A 17,410-nucleotide genomic window follows, 5' to 3' on the forward strand; every position below is an offset into this window, starting at 1 on the left:
AGGCCCGCGTCATCAAAGGGCGCGGGCAATGTTGTTACCGAGGCTTCCCCCTCGCGACGTCATCCTCGGGCTCGTCGCGAGGATCTGCAACCGATTGATTTGTGGACGTGCTCAGATCTTTGGGACGAGCCCAAAGGATGACGTTGATTAAATGCGCACTATCGCTATCGGCTCCGATGGTCTGACCTGTGCCCAAAAACCGGCGCGGGCCTCATCCCTTCCGCACATCCTCCAGCGCAGCGGCAAGCGCCCTCAGCGGCGCCGTCATATGTTTGTCGCGGCGCATGGCCAGCGCGATCCGGCGTTCGAGCGGCGGCTCGAGCGAACGCCACTCGAGCCCAGATGAGGTGGCTTCCTGCTCCACCGCCATCCTTGGCACGATGGCGAGCCCAAGCCCGGCCCCGGCCAGTTTCTTGATGGCTTCGACGCTGCCGAGTTCCATCGTGGGCTGCACGGTGCGGCCGCTTGCAGCGAACCATTGATCCACCAGCTTGCGCGTATTGCCACCCTCGTAGAGCAGCAACGGCTTTGTCGAAAGCATGTCGGCGGTCAGCGTCGTCGTGGCTGCAATCATGTCGCGGGGAAATACCCCGACCAGCTCATCGAAATGGATATCGCTGATATCGAGGCTGCGGCCGCTGGCGGGCAGGGCCACCACGGCGGCGTCGATCGTGTTGGCCTCCAGAAGCCGCAGGATATCGTGGGTATTGCCCGTCTGCACCACGATCTCGATGCCGGGCATGGCTGCGCGAATACGCCCCAGAACCGGCGGCAGGAGATAGATGCAGGCGGTGGCGCCCGTGCCGATGCGCAGGCGTCCCGTCACCCCGCTGCGATGCGGCGCGACCGTATCGATGGCGTGCGCCACCTCTTCTGCAATCCGCCTTGCATGAATGAGGAAGTAGCGGCCCGCCGCCGTCGGCTGGGCGCGCCTGCCCACCCTCTCGATCAGCCGCACGCCCAGCTGTTTTTCAAGCAGCCTGATGTGCAGGCTGATGGCCGGCTGCGTCACTCCGGCCTTGTCGGCGGCGGCGGAAAAGCTGCCGAGATCGGCCACATCCATGAAACTTCTTACTTGCCGAAGGTCGAGATCCATCATCAAAGAAAACCTTATCGTTTGTATAAGTCAGATAATCTTTATTTTGGCTGCGCCGCAATGCACAATGACGGCGTGAATGATCCGCAGGACAAGAGAATGACCCTTTCCACCGTTTCCAGCCTTCTGATCCGCCCCTGTGAAGAGGCGGATATCCCAGCCATTACCGAAATTTACCGGGACGCCGTTTTGCATGGCCGCGCCAGCTTCGAGATCGATCCGCCAACGGCGGAAACGATGGCTGAGCGCCGCCGCCTTCTGGTGGAGGGCAATTTCCCCTATCTCGTCGCTGAGCGTGAAGGCAAGGTGGCGGGATATGCCTATGCCGGGGCTTATCGCGCCCGCCCGGCCTATGGCGCGACGGTTGAGGATTCCGTTTACATCGACCCTTCGATGAAAGGCATGGGTATTGGCCGCAAGCTGCTCGACGCGCTCATCAAGGAGGCGACCGTGCGCGGCTTCCGGCAGATGATCGCCGTCATCGGCGACAGCGCAAATGCGGCTTCGGTCGGCGTGCATCGCGCCGCCGGTTTCGAGCACGTCGGAACCTTCAAATCCATCGGCTGGAAACACGGTCAATGGCTGGACACGGTGCTGATGCAGCGCGCACTGGGCGAGGGCGATACCACGCCGCGTTTCTGACCCGCGTCAGGGCTTGGTGGAGCCGGGAATTTCCACCTTCAGCGTATCGCCGGCAAGTTCGCTGCCGAGTTCCACGGCCTTTGTCTTCTTGTCATAGACGCAGATATGGCTGACCGTCACATCCGCGCCCTTTGCCCTGCCGGTCAGGATGGCAAGACCGTAATTCTCGCTGCCAACGGGATCGACGACCGCCTTGGCGTCGTCGATCATGTCTCCGGCTGCGGCAAGACAGGCAGTCTGCACATCCGCCACGAATTCCTTCCACGCATCGTCCGAAGATGCGGACGCAGGCAGGACAGCCGACGAGACGGCAACAAGGAGGGCGGCTGTGTGGATCATCGGGCGTATCATGGAATTTCCTTCCTGCAATCTCGATCAAAAGCGAACCGATAGGGTGGAAAACGGTACGCCAGCGGTGTGAAACAAATATGGTGGCGGCCGGCGCGAGAGGAATTTTCTCTTTTGGCGGAACATTTTGATAATTCACAGGTTGCCCAAACAGAGCTTCGCTCCTATGGTCCGCTCACACGGTTTCTAGGAGCGGTAACGCGCTGCAAAAAGGAGTAAAAACCATGGCCTTCGAACTTCCCGAACTCCCCTACGACTACGACGCGCTTGCACCTTACATGTCGCGCGAGACGCTCGAGTTCCATCACGACAAGCACCACAAGGCGTATGTCGACAACGGCAACAAGCTTGCAGCTGAAGCCGGTCTTTCCGACCTGTCGCTCGAAGAAGTCGTGAAGAAGTCCTTTGGCACCAATGCCGGTCTCTTCAACAATGCGGCCCAGCACTACAACCACGTTCATTTCTGGAAGTGGATGAAGAAGGGCGGCGGCGGCAACAAGCTGCCGGGCAAGCTTGAGCAGGCAATTGCCTCCGATCTCGGCGGTTACGACAAGTTCAAGGCCGATTTCATCGCAGCCGGCACCACGCAGTTCGGCTCCGGCTGGGCGTGGCTGTCCGTCAAGAACGGCAAGCTCGAAATCTCCAAGACCCCGAACGGCGAAAACCCGCTCGTTCACGGTGCAGAACCGATCCTCGGCGTCGACGTATGGGAACACTCCTACTACATCGACTACCGCAACCTGCGTCCGAAGTACCTCGAAGCCTTCGTCGATAACCTCATCAACTGGGACTACGTCCTGGAGCGTTACGAAGCTGCTGCCAAGTAAGGCTTGCGACAAGCGTGGTTGCTGATCGAGGCAGCCACCTCTTGCGCGACGTCATCCTCGGCCTTGTGACGAGGATCAGCGGATGTTCCCTGAAACGGGATGTCAGCAGATGCGCCGGGACAGGCCCGAGCATGGCGACGGAAAGCTTGCGGTACCACCTATTGAACACCCGGCTCTCAGGCCGGGTGTTTTGCTTTGGAGCATATTCTGCTCCTGTCACAAGCCTGTCATCCGCCGGGTTTATCGCGGCGCATCATGACTGAAAAAACAACTCCTCTCTTCTCCTTCGGCATAGTCGCCGATCCCCAATATGCCGATATCGATCCGCGTCCCGAGATGGGCCGTCATTATCGCGAAAGTCCCAAAAAGCTCGCGGAGGCGGTGGATGCCTTCAATCGCGAAAATCTGGCCTTCGTCGTGACGCTGGGCGACATCATCGATCGCGGTTTTGAAAATTTCGATGCGATTCTTGCCGTTTACGACCGGCTTCGCCACCGCTCGCTCCTGCTGCCGGGCAATCACGATTTCGCCGTTGCCGCCGAGCATTTGCCTGGCGTCCACGCCCGCCTCGGCATGGCCGCCGCCTGGCATGATTTTACCGTCGGCGGCATCCGCTTCGCCGTGCTTGATGGCAATGACGTCAGCCTTTTCGCCCCACCGGTTGGGGATCCGCGTCGCACCCTTGCTGCCGAGCGGCTGAAGCGCCTCTCGGATGTAGGCGCAATCAACGCGCAGGACTGGAACGCCTCGCTTGGCGACGAGCAGTTCGACTGGCTGCGGGCGGCTCTGCAAAAGGCGGATGCGGCGGGCGAAAGAGTCATCGTGCTGTGCCACTACCCTGTCTATCCGGAAAACGCCCATAACATGTGGGACGCGCCGCGCATCCTTGATCTTCTCAACGCCCATCCTTGCGCCATCGCATGGTTCAACGGCCATAACCATGAGGGCAATTACGGCGTATCGGGCAATACACATTTCGTGAATTTCAAGGGCATGGTCGACACGCCCGACCAGAACACCTTCGCCATCGCCGATGTCTTTGCCGACCGAATCGCCATTCGCGGTTTCGGGCGGGAGGAGGATCGCCTCTTACGGTTGTGAGTAAGGGATGGCCGGCTGGTTGCTCTGCCAGCCGGCCATCCACAATTGCCGCAGCTTCTCGCCTTCGAGCTTGAAGAAGCTGCCGGTCGCCTGGCAGCTCTGCACCCGGTCCGAGCGGAAATTACGGATGGCCTGCCGCAGCTCGCACCAGGCGACAATATTTACGGTTTCGGAGTAATAGATCACCGCGATTGGCCGAACCCGCCGCCGCGTTTCCGCGCCGGCTTCATCGCGATAGATGATTTCCAGCGTCTCCTCGTCGCGCACCGCACGCCTGACCGTCGAGAGATCAAGTCCTGCCGGTGCCGGCGCGATGCTGCCCCAGGCGTGGAGGGCATTGGCGGAAAGGGTCTTTGACAGCGGTTCGGGCAGAGACGCGGCAATCTTGTCGCTCGCCTTCTTCGCGGCCCGGCGCAATTCCATATCGCCGGTGCGGTCGACCATGGCGAGCGCCAGCACGATTGCCTCGGTTTCCTCAATGGAAAACATCAGTGGCGGCAGGTTGAAACCGGGCCGGAGAATATACCCCACGCCGCGTTCCCCTGCGATGGGCACACGCATGGTCTGAAGGGCTGCCATATCGCGATAGACCGAGCGCACTGTTGTCCAGCATGTCGGCAATCGTCTGCGCGGTCACCGGGCGGCGCGCCAGCCGCAAAATCTGGATGATCTCGAACAGTCTTGAGGCCTTGCGCATTGCCGTCTTCCCGATGGATTTTCCCACGCAACTGACACAACGCTGTCAGTTGGCGTTCCCTATAAACGGAAAAATACATTGAGAAACATGGGGTTTCTCGAATGCACCTCTATCCGGTATGAAAGATACTGACATGACTTATGTCGAAAATCTCTGGCTTTTCTTTGTTGTCCTCTTCGGCATCATCATCCTGCCGGGCATGGACATGCTCTTCGTGCTGGCAAGCGCGCTGACAGGTGGCAGGAGAACCGGCCTTTCCGCCGCCGTCGGCATGAGCGCCGGCGGCATCGTGCATTCGCTGTATGGCGCGCTGGGTGTCGGCATGCTTGCCGCATGGATGCCGTCGCTGTTCCTGCCGCTGCTTGTCGTCGGCGCGGCTTACATGGTCTGGATCGGTATCGGTCTGGTGCGCAGTGCGATTGTCGTGAACGGCGATGAGGCTGAAGCAAGCGCTTCGGTGAAAAAGGCATTCTGGCGGGCGGTGTTGACCTGCCTGTCAAACCCGAAGGCCTACCTGTTCATGATGGCCGTCTACCCACAGTTTCTCAAACCCGCCTATGGGCCGATCTGGATGCAGGGGCTGGTGATGGGTGCGATGGTGGCGGTAACGCAGTTCACCGTTTATGGCGCGCTGGCGCTGACGGCGGATAGAAGCCGCGCATGGCTCGTTTCCTCTCCCGCGGTTACGATCGTCATCGGCCGCATCGCCGGTTTCATGCTGATTGCCGCAGCACTTCTCACATTGTGGGAAGCCTTGTCTTAGGCTTCTGTTTTCACGATGGAATTCACCGCAATGTGACTTCTTTTCGCCATGTGGAAAGGGCATCCTCGCGGCGTTCCATCAAGCGTCCGGCGCCCGCCGGAATCAAGGAGAGAGTGTATGAAACTGAAAACAATCGCAGCGGCCACGCTGTTCGGCTGTCTTTGCGCCGGAGCGGTCTATGCTGCCGGCGAAGTCGAAAAACGTGAAGGCATGATGAAGCAGATCGGTGGCTCCATGGGAGCGCTCGCCGCCATCTCCAAGGGCCAGAAGCCTTTCGACGCCGAAGCCGTCAAGGCCGCCGTGACGACCATCAGCACCAATGCCAAGGCTTTCCCCGACCAGTTCCCCGCCGGCACCGAGACCGGCAGCGCGGCAGCGCCCGCGATCTGGGAAAACTTCGATGACTTCAAGGCCAAGTCCGCCAAGCTCGGCGCAGATGCGGATAAGATTCTCGCCAATCTCCCCACCGATCAGGCGGGTGTAACCACCGCCATGCAGACGTTGGGCGCCGATTGCGGCACCTGCCACCAGACCTATCGCCTGAAGAAATAATCGAACGAGTTTGAAACGCCGCTCCCGGGCGGCGTTTTTCCGTCACGAAAGACACCTGACAATGTCAGGGGAGAATGGGGAGAGGGGCATGTCTTCCATTTGGACGAAGCTTGTGGGCGGGATCGTGGTCGCGGCCGTTGCGGGCTACGGGATTTTCGCATGGGTGACCGCGCCGCAGCGCCAGGCGCCCAGCCATTGGGTGAGCCTCGGTGAGCCGGATCTCGCCAATGGCGAGACGCTGTTCTGGGCGGGCGGCTGCGCAAGCTGTCATGCCGCGCCGGATGCTAAGGGTGAAGCGCTGTTGACGCTTTCAGGCGGGCAGGCACTGAAAAGCCCCTTCGGCACCTTTCATGTTCCAAATATTTCGTCTGATCCGCAGCACGGCATCGGCGGCTGGACGCTGGCGGAATTTGGCGATGCCATGACGCGCGGTGTGGGAAAGAACGGCGAACATCTCTACCCCTCCTTCCCCTATGCCTCTTATGCCCGGATGACGCAGAAGGACATCAATGACCTCTTCGGTTATCTGAAGGCCCTGCCGGCGAGCCAGAACGATGCGCCCGACCACGATCTGCCGTTCCCCTTCAACATGCGCATGGCGCTCGGCGGCTGGAAGTTCCTGTATTTCGACCCTTCGGCACCGCCGCGCGTCGAGCTGGCCAATGCCAATGCCGAACTTCTGCGTGGCCAATATCTGGTGGAAGGTCCGGGCCATTGCGGCGAATGCCACACGCCGCGCAATGCGCTCGGTGGCTTCCTGAAGGGCAAGTGGCTGGCCGGCGGCCCCAATCCGGAAGGCGAAGGCCGCATTCCGGACATTACCCCCGGCTCGCAAAGCATCGGAAGCTGGGCCGAGGCCGATATTTCGAGCTATCTCGAAACCGGCTTCACCCCGGAATTCGACAGTGTCGGCGGTTCCATGGTGAAGGTGCAGCAGAACATGGCGCATCTGACAGCCGAGGACCGCGACGCGATCGCCGCCTATCTGAAGGCGATCCCGGCGCGCTGAGGGTCCCGTTGGCATGCGTGCCCATTGACTCCCGTCCCCACGCGGCGGATAACAACCCTGTGATGGTTCCTTCCGGGCGTTCCGGAAGGTGAAAAGGGAACACGATAGGGAGAAATCCTCATTCGTGGCTGCCCCCGCAACTGTGAGCGGAGAGCCTGAAACGAAATGCCACTGGCAGACCCTTCGACCGAACCGGCGTTTCCGGTTGAGGCGAGGTGATGCCGGGAAGGTGTTTCAGGTTTTGACCCGTAAGCCAGGAGACCTGCCATCACGGAAATGTCCATGCCGGCGGGGTGTCCGGAAGAGCGGAATGTCAGGGTGGCAAGATCGATGCCCCCTGTGTCAGTCTCGTATCCCCGTGGTGAAGTGTATCGCAGGCGGTCGTATGGCTTTGCCGTTCGACCGCATCCAGAGGCGCGGGGTCGCGCCGGAGAGGGGTCACCATGTCCATCCACCAGAATACGGCCAATTCAGCCGTTTCAGCAAAAACGGGCAGCTTCGCGCAATCGCTGACGGCGATCGTGCTTGGCCTGTTCGTTGTCGGTTTTGTCGGTTTCTCGCATGTGGAAGCCGTTCACAATGCCGCCCATGACACGCGTCATGCCAATGCCTTCCCCTGCCATTGAGGGGAATGTCATGTCGTCTTTTCGCAATATCGTCTTTACCGCAGTTCTCGTCGGCATCCTCGGCGGCTTAGCCGTTTCAGCCATGCAGGCCTTCGGCACCACGCCGCTCATCCTTCAGGCAGAGACCTATGAGGGCGCGGGCGGTGAAGCTGCCCACAGCCACGAGGCCACGGCGCCCGGTGCTGTGGCTCCCGCCCACGAGCACAATGAAGAGGCCTGGGCTCCGGCCGATGGTTTCGAACGCACTGCCTATACGGTTGCCGCCAATGTCCTGACCGCGATCGGTTATGCGCTGGTGCTGACCGGACTGATTTCGCTGCGCGGCACCAATGGCGGCTGGCGTGAGGGGCTTTTGTGGGGCATTGCCGGATTTGCCGCCGTCATGCTCGCCCCGATGATCGGCCTGCCGCCGGAACTGCCGGGCAGCCCCGCCGCAGCACTTGAGGCACGACAAATCTGGTGGCTCGCAACCGTTGCCGCAACAGCCGGCGGCATCGCGCTGATCGCCTTCCGTCGCGAACCCTGGGCCATCGTCCTGGCGCTGTTGCTGATCGTCGCGCCGCATGTGGTGGGTGCGCCCCTGCCGCCGCAAGGCGAACATGCACTGGCACCGCTGCCGCTGGAGCGTCAGTTCATCGTCGCCGCTACGGTTACGAGCTTCGTCTTCTGGGCTTTGCTCGGAACATTGAGCACGTTTTTCCTCAAGCGCTTCCAGTCGGCCTAAGTCATGGAGGACGCAGCGGATTGGAGTGAGGAACTCGATGCGCTGCGTTTTGCAGTTCCCGGTCACGGCGCTTGCTGCGCCGTGCATCGTCTCGCCTTCAAGGCGGTACTGGGCCCGAGCCCGGCGGATGAGGCGGCTCTTGCCTTTTTCCAACACCATCAGGCCGCCTTTGTGGCGGCGGCACTCGCCAAGATCAAACGTGCAAATTTACCCGCCGGCCGCAGCCTGCATCTGAACAGCCGCGATATTCGCCGGGCGATTGCCGGGGAGGGCGGCGATCACGCAGCACGTGTGTGCCGGGTGCTGGATCAGCGATAATCATCGCTGTTCTCACCTCCGTCATCCCGGCCCTGAGCCGAAATCCAGGCAGCCCAAGTCCTTGGGCTGAAAGAAGTCATCTCGCCGCGCAGATGCGCGTCGGCTGGATTCCGGCTCAAGGCCGGAATGACGGGGAGTAGGGGAGCGCGAACAACCGAGGCGGCTATGCCTCAGCGATGCTCCGCCGCAAAAACCTGAAGTTCGGCCTCGGCTTCCGGACCAAAGAGGCCGAGGCTTTTCAGAATTTCCACCGCGAAACTGACTGGCGCGCTGCCGGCCGCGGTAATGATGCCGCCATCGTTGACCGCTTTCGGCTGGTCGCGGTAAAGCGTCTCGCCGCCATAGGCCGAATAGGCCCTGTGCGAAGCCAGCGAATTGCCGGTATGGGCAACGGCGTTCAGAACGCCCGTGCCTGCCAGCGCACTTGCCGCCGCGCAGATGCCGGCCACCAGTCGGTTCTTCTCGCGAAAGCGGCGCACCAGTTCGCCGAGATCGGCAGCTGTTCCCTTTTCCCAGCTCAGGCCTCCGGGAATGACCAGCGCATCGATGTCAACGGCATCGAGCGCGTCATAGGATGTATCCGGCGTCACCTTCAGCCCGCCCATGGAGGTTACCGGACGTCCGTCCGGCGTGGCATAGACGATCTCGACACCGAGATAGCTGCGCGCCGCGGCGGCAAGCAGCGCCGGCTCCCAGTCAGCAAAATCCTGGGCGAGCGCAATGGCGATCCGTGTCATGGTCGTCTCCGTGTTTTTTAATCAGGCGATGGACTGCATATAGCGCATGCCGGTCACCGGGCGGGGCGCGAAATCCATGTTTTCGTAGAAACGATGCGCCGCCACATTGCCGGTTGTGGCGCTGACGGAAAGATAGTCGCAGCCGAGACGCTTGGCGATATCGCGGGCCCGGGAAACCAGATGCTGGCCGGTGCCATGGCCACGATGGCCGTCGCGCACGAAGAGATGATGCAGTTCGAGCCCGCGGCGGCCCTCCTGCGCCCTGTAGAGCGGCAGAAGCAGGGCGTAACCGATCAACGCGCCATCGGCCTCGGCCACGAGACCGTGCACCCAGGGCAGCGGGCCGAACAGGTCGCGCTCCAGTTTCGCCGGCGTGATCGCCGCCGCATCGCCGTGGTAGGAGGCCAACAGCGTGATCATCTCGTTGAGTTCGGGCAGATCCGTCTTGCGCGCGCCACGGATGATGACGACGGGCGGTCTTTCCAGTGTCAGGGAGCTATCTTCGGTCATTTTTCGGTCCTTTGGTCTTATCGGTGCCGTCAGGACGTTTGAAAACAACAAAGCCGCCTGACGGCGGCTTGTTGACAATATGATCTGTCGAGCCGCCCTTAGAGGAAGGCCCAAAAATACGAGCAGGAGATGGGTGCGCGTTCGTTGATCATGGAAAATGAAATGCGCCCGAATCCGCCATCTGTCAAGCGGGTCAATTCGCAAATCGCGCAATTGCCGACAGGATTGCGTCTTCCATGCCCGCATCGCCCGTCGAATGGCCAGCGCCATCGATGGTAACAAGCTCGCTTCCCGGCCACGCCTCGGCAAGTTCGAAAGCGGTGACGGGCGGCCCCTGCAAGTCGCGCATGCCCTGAACGAGTATCCCGGGAATACCGGCGAGGTCTCCGGCGTTGCGCAGGAGCGCGCCATCATCCAGCCAGGCCGCATGGTGGAAATAATGGGCGCAGAGGCGGGCGCGGGCGAGAATATACGCGCTGTCGCGCCATTTCTCCGGAAAGGCCGAAATGCCCTCCGCGCTGATCGAGCCCGCCTCCCACAGGTGCCACTCTAAGGCGGCCGTCGCGCGCACGGCGGGATCGGGATCATTCAGAAGCCGGCGATAGGCGCCGACCGGATCTTGCCTGGACATGTCATCGGGGATCGCGGCGATGAAACGCTGCCACTGCTGCGGCAGAAACATTGCCAGCCCCTTGTACAGCCAGTCGATTTCCCTCTGCCGGGTGGTGGTGACGCCGGCCAGAACCATGCCGCGAACATGGTCTTGCATGGCGCTGTGCGTAAGCGAGGGCCAGCGTGGAACCCCATGAACTGCCGTAGATCAGCCAGTCTTCCACCGCGAGGGCACAGCGAATGGCCTCCATGTCATCGATCAGATGATGCGTGGTGTTATGCTCGAGACTATCAGCGGCGTTTGGCGTGCTTTGACCGCAGCCGCGCTGGTCGAACTGGACGATGCGGAAAATGGCAGGATCGAAATAGCATCGCGCTGTCGATGACAATCCTGAACCAGGCCCTCCATGCAGCAGGATTGCAGGCCGCCCCGCCGGATTGCCGGCAATCGTCACGTGCAGCCGATGGCCCTCGGAAACATCAAGGAAAATCGTGTCTGATGGCGTGATTTCAGGGAAGAGCTCGGCCATCTGACGTCCTTTTTTCAGGCGGGCAAGAGGCGATTACCGGGTGCACGTGACATTCGAATGTCAGCCTCTTCTCGGCTCAATGCTCCCCCTCGCACATGCCGTGATCGGAAAGCGCGCGGATGACATAACAATCCTCGATGGAATGGCCGTGGCAATGGGAGACGATCCGCTCCAGTTCGTGTTCCAGCTTCTTCAGGCTGGCGATTTTTTCCCGCACATCGGCAAGATGTTCGGCGGCGATGCGGTCTGCACCCTCGCACGGCATTTCCCGGTGCTGGCTGAGTGCGATCAACTCGCGAATGGCGTCTATGTTCAGGCCGAGATCGCGCGCGTGGCGGATGAAGGCCAGCCGTTCGAGATCGGATTTTTCGTAGCGGCGTTGATTGCCCTCCGAACGATCCGCCTCGCGGATGAGGCCCATCTGCTCGTAATAGCGGATCGTCGGCACCTTGACGCCGGTGCGTTTGGACAGTTCACCGATGGACAGCATGGCTTTCTCCATATCTCCAGTCTCTAGAGATATGGCCTTTCGGCCCGTCGTTCAATGGGGTCAGGCAGCGTCCTCCACGCCGAGTGCCTGGGCAAGCGCCTTCAGAACCTGCGATTCGAGGCTTGCCATATCGGGCTGTGTGGAGGCGGCCACATCAGCATTGACGCCGGTTGCGGCGGAGGCGCCGCTATCCATGTTCCAGAGGGCCGCAGCAAGGCTCGCGGAAGCGCTGGCGAGCGGTGCCACGGACGTGGCGACATTGCCGGCCACCGAAATGGCGCGATGGGCCGCCCGCGTCAACTCCTGCAAAGCTTCGGTGGTGGACTGTGTCTCCCTGCTCCGCGCCGGCTCGATGCTCCGGGCAGGAGAGGTGAAATTGATGCTGCTGGTTGCTGCAATAGTCGTCATGACTGAGTCCCCTAAGTTCTGATGGATGTTTTTTAATGCCCGAAACATTCGCGAGGATTGCGTCTCACACGACTTGCGCAAAAAACATGGGAAATATACTATACCCCCCTATAGTATATGAGGTCGGCCATGTCCCATACCATCCGCAACAAGGAAAAGCTTCTCGCCCGCATCCGCCGCCTGAAAGGGCAGATGGAAGCGGTCGAACGTGCGCTCGATGATGCCAAGCCCTGCGGCGAGGTGCTGCAGCTGCTCGCTTCGGTACGCGGCGCGCTTTCGGGCCTGACGGGGGAGGTAATGCAGGAGCATCTGCACGAGCACGTGGTGCATGCTGAAAATGAAGACGAACGGGCGCGGGCGGCGGAAGAGCTGGCCCAGGTGCTGAAGACCTACATCCGGTAAAACCGACAGGATTAAGCGACATGACGACGACATCCGAATACCGCGCAGCAGCCGGTCACGACCATGTTTTCCTTGGCCAGAACCACGAGCGTAATGAAAGGCGCGTCTGGATGGTCATCGCGCTGACCGCGGCGATGATGGTGGCGGAAATCGTCGCCGGTCACTGGTACGGCTCCATGGCGCTAACGGCGGATGGCTGGCACATGTCCACCCATGCGGGCGCGATGCTGATTTCGGCACTCGCTTATCTCTATGCCCGCCGCGAGGCCCGCAACCCACGCTTCACCTTCGGCACCGGCAAGTTCGGCGATCTCGCAGGTTTTGCCAGCGCCATCGTGCTGGCGGTGGTGGCGTTGCTGATTGCCGTGGAAAGCGGGATGCGCCTCGTCAGTCCCGTCGAGATCGATTTCAACCAGGCCATCCTCGTCGCCATCATCGGCCTTGCCGTCAATCTTCTCAGCGCGGTGCTTTTGAAGGATGACCATCACCACGATCATGGCCACGGCCACGGCCACGGCCACGGTCATGCCCACGGCTCACATGCCCACCATGGGCACGGCAGCCACGCCCACCATGATCATGGGTCCCATGCCGAGCACCACGCCGGGCACGGGGCAAAGGGCGGCCGGGACAATAATCTGCGCGCTGCCTATCTGCATGTGCTGGCGGATGCGCTGACCTCGGTTTTGGCAATCGTCGCGCTGCTGCTCGGCAAGTGGAACGGCTGGTCGTTCCTTGATCCGTTGATGGGTATCGTTGGCGGCCTGGTGATTGCCCGCTGGTCATGGGGCCTGATCCGCTCCACGGCGACAACCCTGCTCGACGCGCTGCCGTCGGCCGAGGATCTGCCTCAGGAAATCCGTGAAAGCGTGGAAACGGAAGAGGATCGCATTACCGATCTGCATGTCTGGCAGGTGGGGCCGGGGCATCACGCCGCCATCGTGGCGATCCTTTCGCAGGCGCCCAAAGCACCGGCATTTTATAAGCAGAAACTTGCCGCCATACATGAACTCTCGCATGTGACGGTGGAAGTCAGCCCGGCAAGAGGCTGATTGGAATCGCCTATTCGGTATATTCCGAATAGGCGCTGCGTACCCATTCAGCCTGCGCTTCCGCCTTGTCCTCGGGGGAGGCGGTGGCCGCATCCTGATAGGCCGGCGCGCTGCCGTTGCCGACGGCCCATAGAACGTTGGCCAGCGACTGGGAAAGAATGGTGCTGGAAACGGTGGGGTTGCCGGGGCCGCGTTTTACCGCCTGCTCCTCCGGCGCGCTTTGGGCGCTGCCAGCTTTTTCGATGTCGCGGATGCGACCCTGATAGTTATATCCGCCAATGTTGCTTTCGATCTGCATGTCGGTGATTCCGCGTTCAAAAGTTAACGAATGGTTAACGGCGGCGACTTGTCCGAAACTTGCGCTTGCTGCGCTGCAGCGACTGTCGAGGGTTGACAGCCGGCGAAGTAGTGCTTCGTTTTGGCATAGTGAAGACGGGGCAGGAGGCAATTGCGAGCTTTGTGCCTCGCGGCATTACAGTCCGGTTTAAATTTCTGGCGCCGTGAATACCTCACTCCCGTCATTCCGGCCTTAAGCCGGAATCCAGCCGACGCGCGTCTGCGCGGCGAGAGAGTCCTTTCAGCCCAAGGACCTGGGCTGGCTGGATACCGGCTCAAGGCCGGTATGACGGAAAGAGGAAATCTCGCGGACGCGGCCAATCCGTCCGGTGCCGGATTACGCCGTTTCCTTCTCCACCGACATAACCGTTTCCTGGAGCTTTTCCGGCTCCTCCGCCTTCACCTCCGCCTCAACCTCCTGCGGCGCGGGCGTCACCATCGCAGCCACCAGCGTATCAAGCCCGATGCTGCCGACCGGCTTGCCGTCCTCGTCCACCACATGGGCCTGCGTCTCGTTGGCTTCCGACATGTCGCGGGCGATGGTTTCGAGCGTTGCGGTCTCGGGGACCGGCATGCCCTCGGGCTTGCTCTCCAGCGGCTCCATGACAGTGTTTGCCTGCAGCACGCGGCCACGATTGACATCGCGCACGAAGTCGGTGACGTAACCATCGGCCGGCGAGAGGATGATGCTCTGGCCGTCGCCCTGTTGCACCACTTCGCCGTCTTTCAGGATGGCTATATGGTCGCCCAGCCGCAAAGCCTCGTCGAGATCATGGGTGATGAATACAACGGTCTTCTTCAGTTCCTGTTGCAGATCGAGCAGCATCGTCTGCATATCCACGCGGATCAGTGGATCGAGCGCCGAATAGGCCTCGTCCATCAGGAGAATATCGGCGTCATTGGCAAGCGCCCGGGCAAGGCCGACGCGCTGCTGCATGCCGCCGGAAAGCTGGTTCGGATAATAATCCTCGTAACCGGCAAGGCCGACACGCTCCAGCCAGTAACGGCCCTTTTCCTCGCTTTGCTTGCGCGGTACGCCCTGGATATCGAGGCCGTAGACGCTGTTTTCGAGTACCGTGCGATGCGGCAGAAGGCCGAATTTCTGGAACACCATCGCCGTCTTGTGGCGGCGGAATTGCCTGAGCGCCGAGGCGCTCATGCCGCAGATATCCTCGCCGTCATAAAGAACTTCGCCGGCGGTCGGGTCGATCAGCCGGTTGATGTGGCGGATCAGTGTCGATTTGCCGGAGCCTGACAGCCCCATGACGACGGTGATCTTGCCGCCCGGCATGGTGATGTTGATGTTGTTGAGGCCGAGAACGTGGTTGTGCCTGTCGTTAAGCTCGACCTTGTCCATGCCTTTACGCACCGCTTCGAGGTACTTCTCGGGATGCTTGCCGAAGATCTTGTAAAGATTCCTGATTTCGATGCTTTTAGCCATGGGAGACCTCGCGGTATTTCTGCAGGCGCTTGCCGAAAGCCTGGCTCGCCCGGTCGAACATGATGGCGATGGCGACCAGAGCGAAACCGTTCAGGAAGCCCACCGTGAAGAACTGGTTGTTGATGGCCTGCAGCACATTCTTGCCAAGCCCGCCGACACCGACCATGGAGGCGACGACGACCATGGCGAGCGCCATCATGATGGTCTGGTTGATGCCGGTCATAATGGTCGGCAACGCCAGTGGTAGCTGCACATTGAAAAGCTTCTGACCGTTAGAGGAGCCGAAGGCGTCTGCCGCCTCAAGCACTTCGCGATCGACCAAACGGATGCCGAGGCTGGTCAGGCGGATGACGGGTGGAATGGCATAGATCACCACTGCGATCAGGCCCGGAACCTTGCCGATGCCGAAAATCACCACCACGGGGATGAGATAAACGAAACTTGGCAGGGTCTGCATCACGTCGAGCACGGGATTGATGAGACGTTGCAGGCGTTCGGAACGACCCATCAGAATGCCGAGCGGCAGGCCGATGACGATGGCGATCAGGGTAGCGATGGCGACGATGGAGAGCGTCGTCATGGCATCGCGCCAGAGGCCGACCGCGCCGATCATCAGCAGGGAAATGGCGGTGCCGCCTGTGATCTTGAAGCTGCGTCCGGCCAGATGCACGATGGCGAGAATGACCAGCATGGTAATGATCCACGGCGTCTGGATGAACAGACGCTCCGAGGAATTGAGGAAAAGCTGCAGCGGGTGAACGACGACGTCGATCGCATCGCCGTAATTGCGCACGATATCGCGAAACCCGTCATCGATGGTTTTGCGAGCCACGCGCATGGTGGAGTTGTCGATTGCCGGGAACTTGCAGAGCAGGTCCGGCAGGTAGGTGCAGAGGGCCATTATTGTTGTTTTCCCTTTGGGTTGTTGGGGAATGGTGCGGCGGAGGTTGGTGCGTGCGGGCACCCCCCTCTGTCCTGCCGGACATCTCCCCCTCAAGGGGGAGATCGGCAGGGCGCACCCTTTCCAAAATCTCAACGTAAGCGATGGGCGAGACCCCCGCCGCAGGTCGATCTCCCCCCTTGAGGGGGAGATGCCCGGCAGGGCAGAGGGGGGTAAGCGGCTTGCGCCAACCCCGCCTCCCGTCACATCGAAGCCTTGATCTTCTCAGCCACCTCGGGCGAAACCCACTTCGTCCAGAGTTCCTCATGGTTCTCGAGGAAATACTCGGCCCCATCTTCATTGGTGCCCTGATTTTCATCCATCCACGCCAGAACCTTGGCGACGGTGTCGTTGTCCCACTGCCGCTTGCGGATGTAGTCGATGGAAGGGCCCGCCTTTTCGGCGAAATCCTTGGTCACGACGGTGAAGACCTCCGCCACCGGATAGGCATTCGGCTTGGGATCGGCGCAGTCCGCCTTGGCGATGCAATTGTCGTAAGCCGCCCGGTCAAGCGGAACGCCATCGTCCAGCTTCACCATATCGTATTTGCCGAGAATGGCCGTCGGAGCCCAATAATAGCCGAGCCAGCCCTGCTTCTTTTCGTAGGCATTGGAAATAGAGCCATCCAGACCGGCCGCGGAGCCGGTATCGATCAATGCAAAGCCCTTCTCATCAGCCTTGCGGGCCTTGAACAGGTTGGCGGTGGTTGGCTGGCAACCCCAGCCCGGCGGGCAGCCGAACACGGCGCCCTTGCTGGCGTCTTCAGGCGCGGGAAACAGTTCAGGATGCTTCAGCGCATCCTCGACGGTCTTGATGTCTGGATGTTCGTCGGCGAGATATTTCGGAATCCACCAGCCTTCAACGCCGCCTTCGCTCAGGATTTTGACTTCCTGAATGAGATTGCCGCTCTTGACGGCTTCCTCGTAGGGGGTGCCAAGTGTGTTCACCCACATTTCGGGCGCCATATCCGGCTGGCCCTTTTCATTCATGGAGGTGAAAGTGGGGGTGGTGTCGCCGCTGACGACATTGACCGTGCAGTCATAGCCGTTTTCCATGATGAACTTGTCGACGTAGGCCGCGACACCGGCGGATGCCCAGTTCATTTCGGCGATGGTGATGCTGCCACAGCTGTCTGCGGCATTGGCGGAAGATGCTGCACCGGCAGCGATGGTAAAGCCCGTTACGAGAATGGTCGAGGCCAGGAGTTTCTTCATGAGGAGACCTCCAAGTCTGATGCAGTGTTTTCATT

21 protein-coding genes, 2 pseudogenes and 1 riboswitch are annotated in these 17,410 nt (G+C 60.8%); of the genes and pseudogenes, 11 read left to right on the top strand and 12 right to left on the bottom strand.

The genetic code is table 11. The features are described from left to right. Positions 1–211 precede the first annotated feature (211 nt). On the bottom strand, positions 212–1,099 hold the full coding sequence (locus EYD00_RS02650) for a LysR family transcriptional regulator (RefSeq protein WP_004440559.1): 888 nt from the start codon (positions 1,097–1,099) through the stop codon (positions 212–214). Positions 1,100–1,195: 96 nt separating this feature from the next. Here EYD00_RS02650 and EYD00_RS02655 point away from each other — a divergent pair, with 96 nt between their 5' ends. Then, positions 1,196–1,738 carry a GNAT family N-acetyltransferase gene (locus EYD00_RS02655; protein WP_004440561.1) on the top strand — a complete coding sequence of 181 codons (543 nt, stop codon included), beginning with the start codon at positions 1,196–1,198 and terminating at the stop codon, positions 1,736–1,738. A 6-nt stretch (positions 1,739–1,744) separates the two neighbouring features. On the opposite strand, the gene EYD00_RS02660 is transcribed toward EYD00_RS02655, so the two are convergent. After that, positions 1,745–2,089, bottom strand: coding sequence for a hypothetical protein (locus EYD00_RS02660; protein WP_004440563.1), 345 nt, complete (start codon positions 2,087–2,089; stop codon positions 1,745–1,747). 221 nt (positions 2,090–2,310) lie between these two features. Here EYD00_RS02660 and EYD00_RS02665 point away from each other — a divergent pair, with 221 nt between their 5' ends. Together EYD00_RS02665 and EYD00_RS02670 are read left to right on the top strand one after the other, a co-directional pair. Further along, positions 2,311–2,913 (top strand): superoxide dismutase, encoded by a 603-nt coding sequence (locus tag EYD00_RS02665; protein WP_006700042.1) that lies wholly within the window; start codon positions 2,311–2,313, stop codon positions 2,911–2,913. Positions 2,914–3,168: 255 nt separating this feature from the next. Beyond that, entirely contained in the window at positions 3,169–4,014 is an 846-nt protein-coding gene (locus EYD00_RS02670) for a metallophosphoesterase (RefSeq protein ID WP_034496272.1), read from the top strand. Here EYD00_RS02670 and EYD00_RS02675 read toward each other — a convergent pair. Then, positions 4,003–4,711, bottom strand: a pseudogene (locus tag EYD00_RS02675) (helix-turn-helix transcriptional regulator). The gene EYD00_RS02670 and the pseudogene EYD00_RS02675 sit on opposite strands and share 12 nt — an antisense overlap. A gap of 133 nt (positions 4,712–4,844) precedes the next feature. Between EYD00_RS02675 and EYD00_RS02680 the strand changes: the two are divergent. The 6 genes from EYD00_RS02680 (at position 4,845) to EYD00_RS02705 (ending at position 8,703) form a co-directional block, all read left to right on the top strand. Continuing rightward, positions 4,845–5,474 (top strand): LysE family translocator, encoded by a 630-nt coding sequence (locus EYD00_RS02680; protein WP_034496270.1) that lies wholly within the window; start codon positions 4,845–4,847, stop codon positions 5,472–5,474. Between the two features lie 117 nt (positions 5,475–5,591). After that, on the top strand, positions 5,592–6,026 hold the full coding sequence (locus EYD00_RS02685; protein ID WP_004440570.1) for a c-type cytochrome: 435 nt from the start codon (positions 5,592–5,594) through the stop codon (positions 6,024–6,026). Between the two features lie 88 nt (positions 6,027–6,114). Next, positions 6,115–7,035 (top strand): c-type cytochrome, encoded by a 921-nt coding sequence (locus EYD00_RS02690; protein WP_004440571.1) that lies wholly within the window; start codon positions 6,115–6,117, stop codon positions 7,033–7,035. Between the two features lie 46 nt (positions 7,036–7,081). Then, positions 7,082–7,319: riboswitch (cobalamin riboswitch) on the top strand. Between the two features lie 159 nt (positions 7,320–7,478). Next, a complete protein-coding gene (locus tag EYD00_RS02695) occupies positions 7,479–7,661 on the top strand; it encodes a CbtB domain-containing protein (protein WP_004440573.1) in 183 nt (60 codons plus the stop codon). A gap of 10 nt (positions 7,662–7,671) precedes the next feature. Next, on the top strand, positions 7,672–8,385 hold the full coding sequence (locus tag EYD00_RS02700) for a CbtA family protein (RefSeq protein ID WP_004440575.1): 714 nt from the start codon (positions 7,672–7,674) through the stop codon (positions 8,383–8,385). 3 nt (positions 8,386–8,388) lie between these two features. Next, positions 8,389–8,703 carry a hypothetical protein gene (locus EYD00_RS02705; RefSeq protein ID WP_004440577.1) on the top strand — a complete coding sequence of 105 codons (315 nt, stop codon included), beginning with the start codon at positions 8,389–8,391 and terminating at the stop codon, positions 8,701–8,703. 170 nt (positions 8,704–8,873) lie between these two features. Here the strand turns inward: EYD00_RS02705 and EYD00_RS02710 are convergent, their stop codons facing one another. From EYD00_RS02710 to EYD00_RS25825, 5 genes and pseudogenes are all read right to left on the bottom strand, one after another. Then, the gene (locus EYD00_RS02710) at positions 8,874–9,440 is read right to left on the bottom strand and encodes a type 1 glutamine amidotransferase family protein (protein WP_004440580.1); all 567 of its coding nucleotides are present in this window, start codon (positions 9,438–9,440) and stop codon (positions 8,874–8,876) included. A 21-nt stretch (positions 9,441–9,461) separates the two neighbouring features. Beyond that, positions 9,462–9,950, bottom strand: coding sequence for a GNAT family N-acetyltransferase (locus tag EYD00_RS02715; protein WP_003509304.1), 489 nt, complete (start codon positions 9,948–9,950; stop codon positions 9,462–9,464). Positions 9,951–10,143: 193 nt separating this feature from the next. Then, positions 10,144–11,092: pseudogene (gene pip / locus EYD00_RS02720) on the bottom strand (prolyl aminopeptidase). 76 nt (positions 11,093–11,168) lie between these two features. Further along, positions 11,169–11,582 carry a MerR family transcriptional regulator gene (locus tag EYD00_RS02725; RefSeq protein ID WP_004440587.1) on the bottom strand — a complete coding sequence of 138 codons (414 nt, stop codon included), beginning with the start codon at positions 11,580–11,582 and terminating at the stop codon, positions 11,169–11,171. A 60-nt stretch (positions 11,583–11,642) separates the two neighbouring features. After that, positions 11,643–11,990, bottom strand: coding sequence for a hypothetical protein (locus EYD00_RS25825; RefSeq protein ID WP_004440589.1), 348 nt, complete (start codon positions 11,988–11,990; stop codon positions 11,643–11,645). A gap of 129 nt (positions 11,991–12,119) precedes the next feature. Between EYD00_RS25825 and dmeR the strand changes: the two genes are divergently transcribed. Together dmeR and dmeF are read left to right on the top strand one after the other, a co-directional pair. Further along, positions 12,120–12,392 (top strand): Ni(II)/Co(II)-sensing transcriptional repressor DmeR, encoded by a 273-nt coding sequence (dmeR, locus tag EYD00_RS02735; protein WP_003509296.1) that lies wholly within the window; start codon positions 12,120–12,122, stop codon positions 12,390–12,392. A gap of 20 nt (positions 12,393–12,412) precedes the next feature. Then, positions 12,413–13,444, top strand: coding sequence for a CDF family Co(II)/Ni(II) efflux transporter DmeF (dmeF, locus tag EYD00_RS02740; RefSeq protein ID WP_004440592.1), 1,032 nt, complete (start codon positions 12,413–12,415; stop codon positions 13,442–13,444). Between the two features lie 10 nt (positions 13,445–13,454). On the opposite strand, the gene EYD00_RS02745 is transcribed toward dmeF, so the two are convergent. From EYD00_RS02745 to EYD00_RS02770, 4 genes are all read right to left on the bottom strand, one after another. Next, the gene (locus EYD00_RS02745) at positions 13,455–13,742 is read right to left on the bottom strand and encodes a hypothetical protein (protein WP_004440595.1); all 288 of its coding nucleotides are present in this window, start codon (positions 13,740–13,742) and stop codon (positions 13,455–13,457) included. A gap of 375 nt (positions 13,743–14,117) precedes the next feature. After that, the gene (locus tag EYD00_RS02755) at positions 14,118–15,221 is read right to left on the bottom strand and encodes a quaternary amine ABC transporter ATP-binding protein (RefSeq protein ID WP_004440598.1); all 1,104 of its coding nucleotides are present in this window, start codon (positions 15,219–15,221) and stop codon (positions 14,118–14,120) included. Beyond that, a complete protein-coding gene (locus tag EYD00_RS02760) occupies positions 15,214–16,122 on the bottom strand; it encodes an ABC transporter permease (protein WP_004440601.1) in 909 nt (302 codons plus the stop codon). The genes EYD00_RS02755 and EYD00_RS02760 overlap by 8 nt, the downstream gene beginning before the upstream one ends. A gap of 242 nt (positions 16,123–16,364) precedes the next feature. Next, positions 16,365–17,375: an ABC transporter substrate-binding protein gene (locus EYD00_RS02770; protein WP_004440603.1), complete on the bottom strand. Its 1,011-nt coding sequence runs from the start codon at positions 17,373–17,375 to the stop codon at positions 16,365–16,367. Positions 17,376–17,410: the final 35 nt, after the last annotated feature.

The organism is Agrobacterium sp. 33MFTa1.1, from assembly GCF_004328495.1.
Taxonomy (GTDB): domain Bacteria; phylum Pseudomonadota; class Alphaproteobacteria; order Rhizobiales; family Rhizobiaceae; genus Agrobacterium; species Agrobacterium pusense.

Excerpts from the sequence above, each read along its gene's own strand:
- EYD00_RS02650 (WP_004440559.1), bottom strand. The coding sequence starts at position 1,099 with ATGATGGATCTCGACCTTCGGCAAGTAAGAAGTTTCATGGATGTGGCC.
- EYD00_RS02655 (WP_004440561.1), top strand. The coding sequence starts at position 1,196 with ATGACCCTTTCCACCGTTTCCAGCCTTCTGATCCGCCCCTGTGAAGAG.
- EYD00_RS02660 (WP_004440563.1), bottom strand. The coding sequence starts at position 2,089 with ATGATACGCCCGATGATCCACACAGCCGCCCTCCTTGTTGCCGTCTCG.
- EYD00_RS02665 (WP_006700042.1), top strand. The coding sequence starts at position 2,311 with ATGGCCTTCGAACTTCCCGAACTCCCCTACGACTACGACGCGCTTGCA.
- EYD00_RS02670 (WP_034496272.1), top strand. The coding sequence starts at position 3,169 with ATGACTGAAAAAACAACTCCTCTCTTCTCCTTCGGCATAGTCGCCGAT.
- EYD00_RS02680 (WP_034496270.1), top strand. The coding sequence starts at position 4,845 with ATGACTTATGTCGAAAATCTCTGGCTTTTCTTTGTTGTCCTCTTCGGC.
- EYD00_RS02685 (WP_004440570.1), top strand. The coding sequence starts at position 5,592 with ATGAAACTGAAAACAATCGCAGCGGCCACGCTGTTCGGCTGTCTTTGC.
- EYD00_RS02690 (WP_004440571.1), top strand. The coding sequence starts at position 6,115 with ATGTCTTCCATTTGGACGAAGCTTGTGGGCGGGATCGTGGTCGCGGCC.
- EYD00_RS02695 (WP_004440573.1), top strand. The coding sequence starts at position 7,479 with ATGTCCATCCACCAGAATACGGCCAATTCAGCCGTTTCAGCAAAAACG.
- EYD00_RS02700 (WP_004440575.1), top strand. The coding sequence starts at position 7,672 with ATGTCGTCTTTTCGCAATATCGTCTTTACCGCAGTTCTCGTCGGCATC.
- EYD00_RS02705 (WP_004440577.1), top strand. The coding sequence starts at position 8,389 with ATGGAGGACGCAGCGGATTGGAGTGAGGAACTCGATGCGCTGCGTTTT.
- EYD00_RS02710 (WP_004440580.1), bottom strand. The coding sequence starts at position 9,440 with ATGACACGGATCGCCATTGCGCTCGCCCAGGATTTTGCTGACTGGGAG.
- EYD00_RS02715 (WP_003509304.1), bottom strand. The coding sequence starts at position 9,950 with ATGACCGAAGATAGCTCCCTGACACTGGAAAGACCGCCCGTCGTCATC.
- EYD00_RS02725 (WP_004440587.1), bottom strand. The coding sequence starts at position 11,582 with ATGCTGTCCATCGGTGAACTGTCCAAACGCACCGGCGTCAAGGTGCCG.
- EYD00_RS25825 (WP_004440589.1), bottom strand. The coding sequence starts at position 11,990 with ATGACGACTATTGCAGCAACCAGCAGCATCAATTTCACCTCTCCTGCC.
- dmeR (WP_003509296.1), top strand. The coding sequence starts at position 12,120 with ATGTCCCATACCATCCGCAACAAGGAAAAGCTTCTCGCCCGCATCCGC.
- dmeF (WP_004440592.1), top strand. The coding sequence starts at position 12,413 with ATGACGACGACATCCGAATACCGCGCAGCAGCCGGTCACGACCATGTT.
- EYD00_RS02745 (WP_004440595.1), bottom strand. The coding sequence starts at position 13,742 with ATGCAGATCGAAAGCAACATTGGCGGATATAACTATCAGGGTCGCATC.
- EYD00_RS02755 (WP_004440598.1), bottom strand. The coding sequence starts at position 15,221 with ATGGCTAAAAGCATCGAAATCAGGAATCTTTACAAGATCTTCGGCAAG.
- EYD00_RS02760 (WP_004440601.1), bottom strand. The coding sequence starts at position 16,122 with ATGGCCCTCTGCACCTACCTGCCGGACCTGCTCTGCAAGTTCCCGGCA.
- EYD00_RS02770 (WP_004440603.1), bottom strand. The coding sequence starts at position 17,375 with ATGAAGAAACTCCTGGCCTCGACCATTCTCGTAACGGGCTTTACCATC.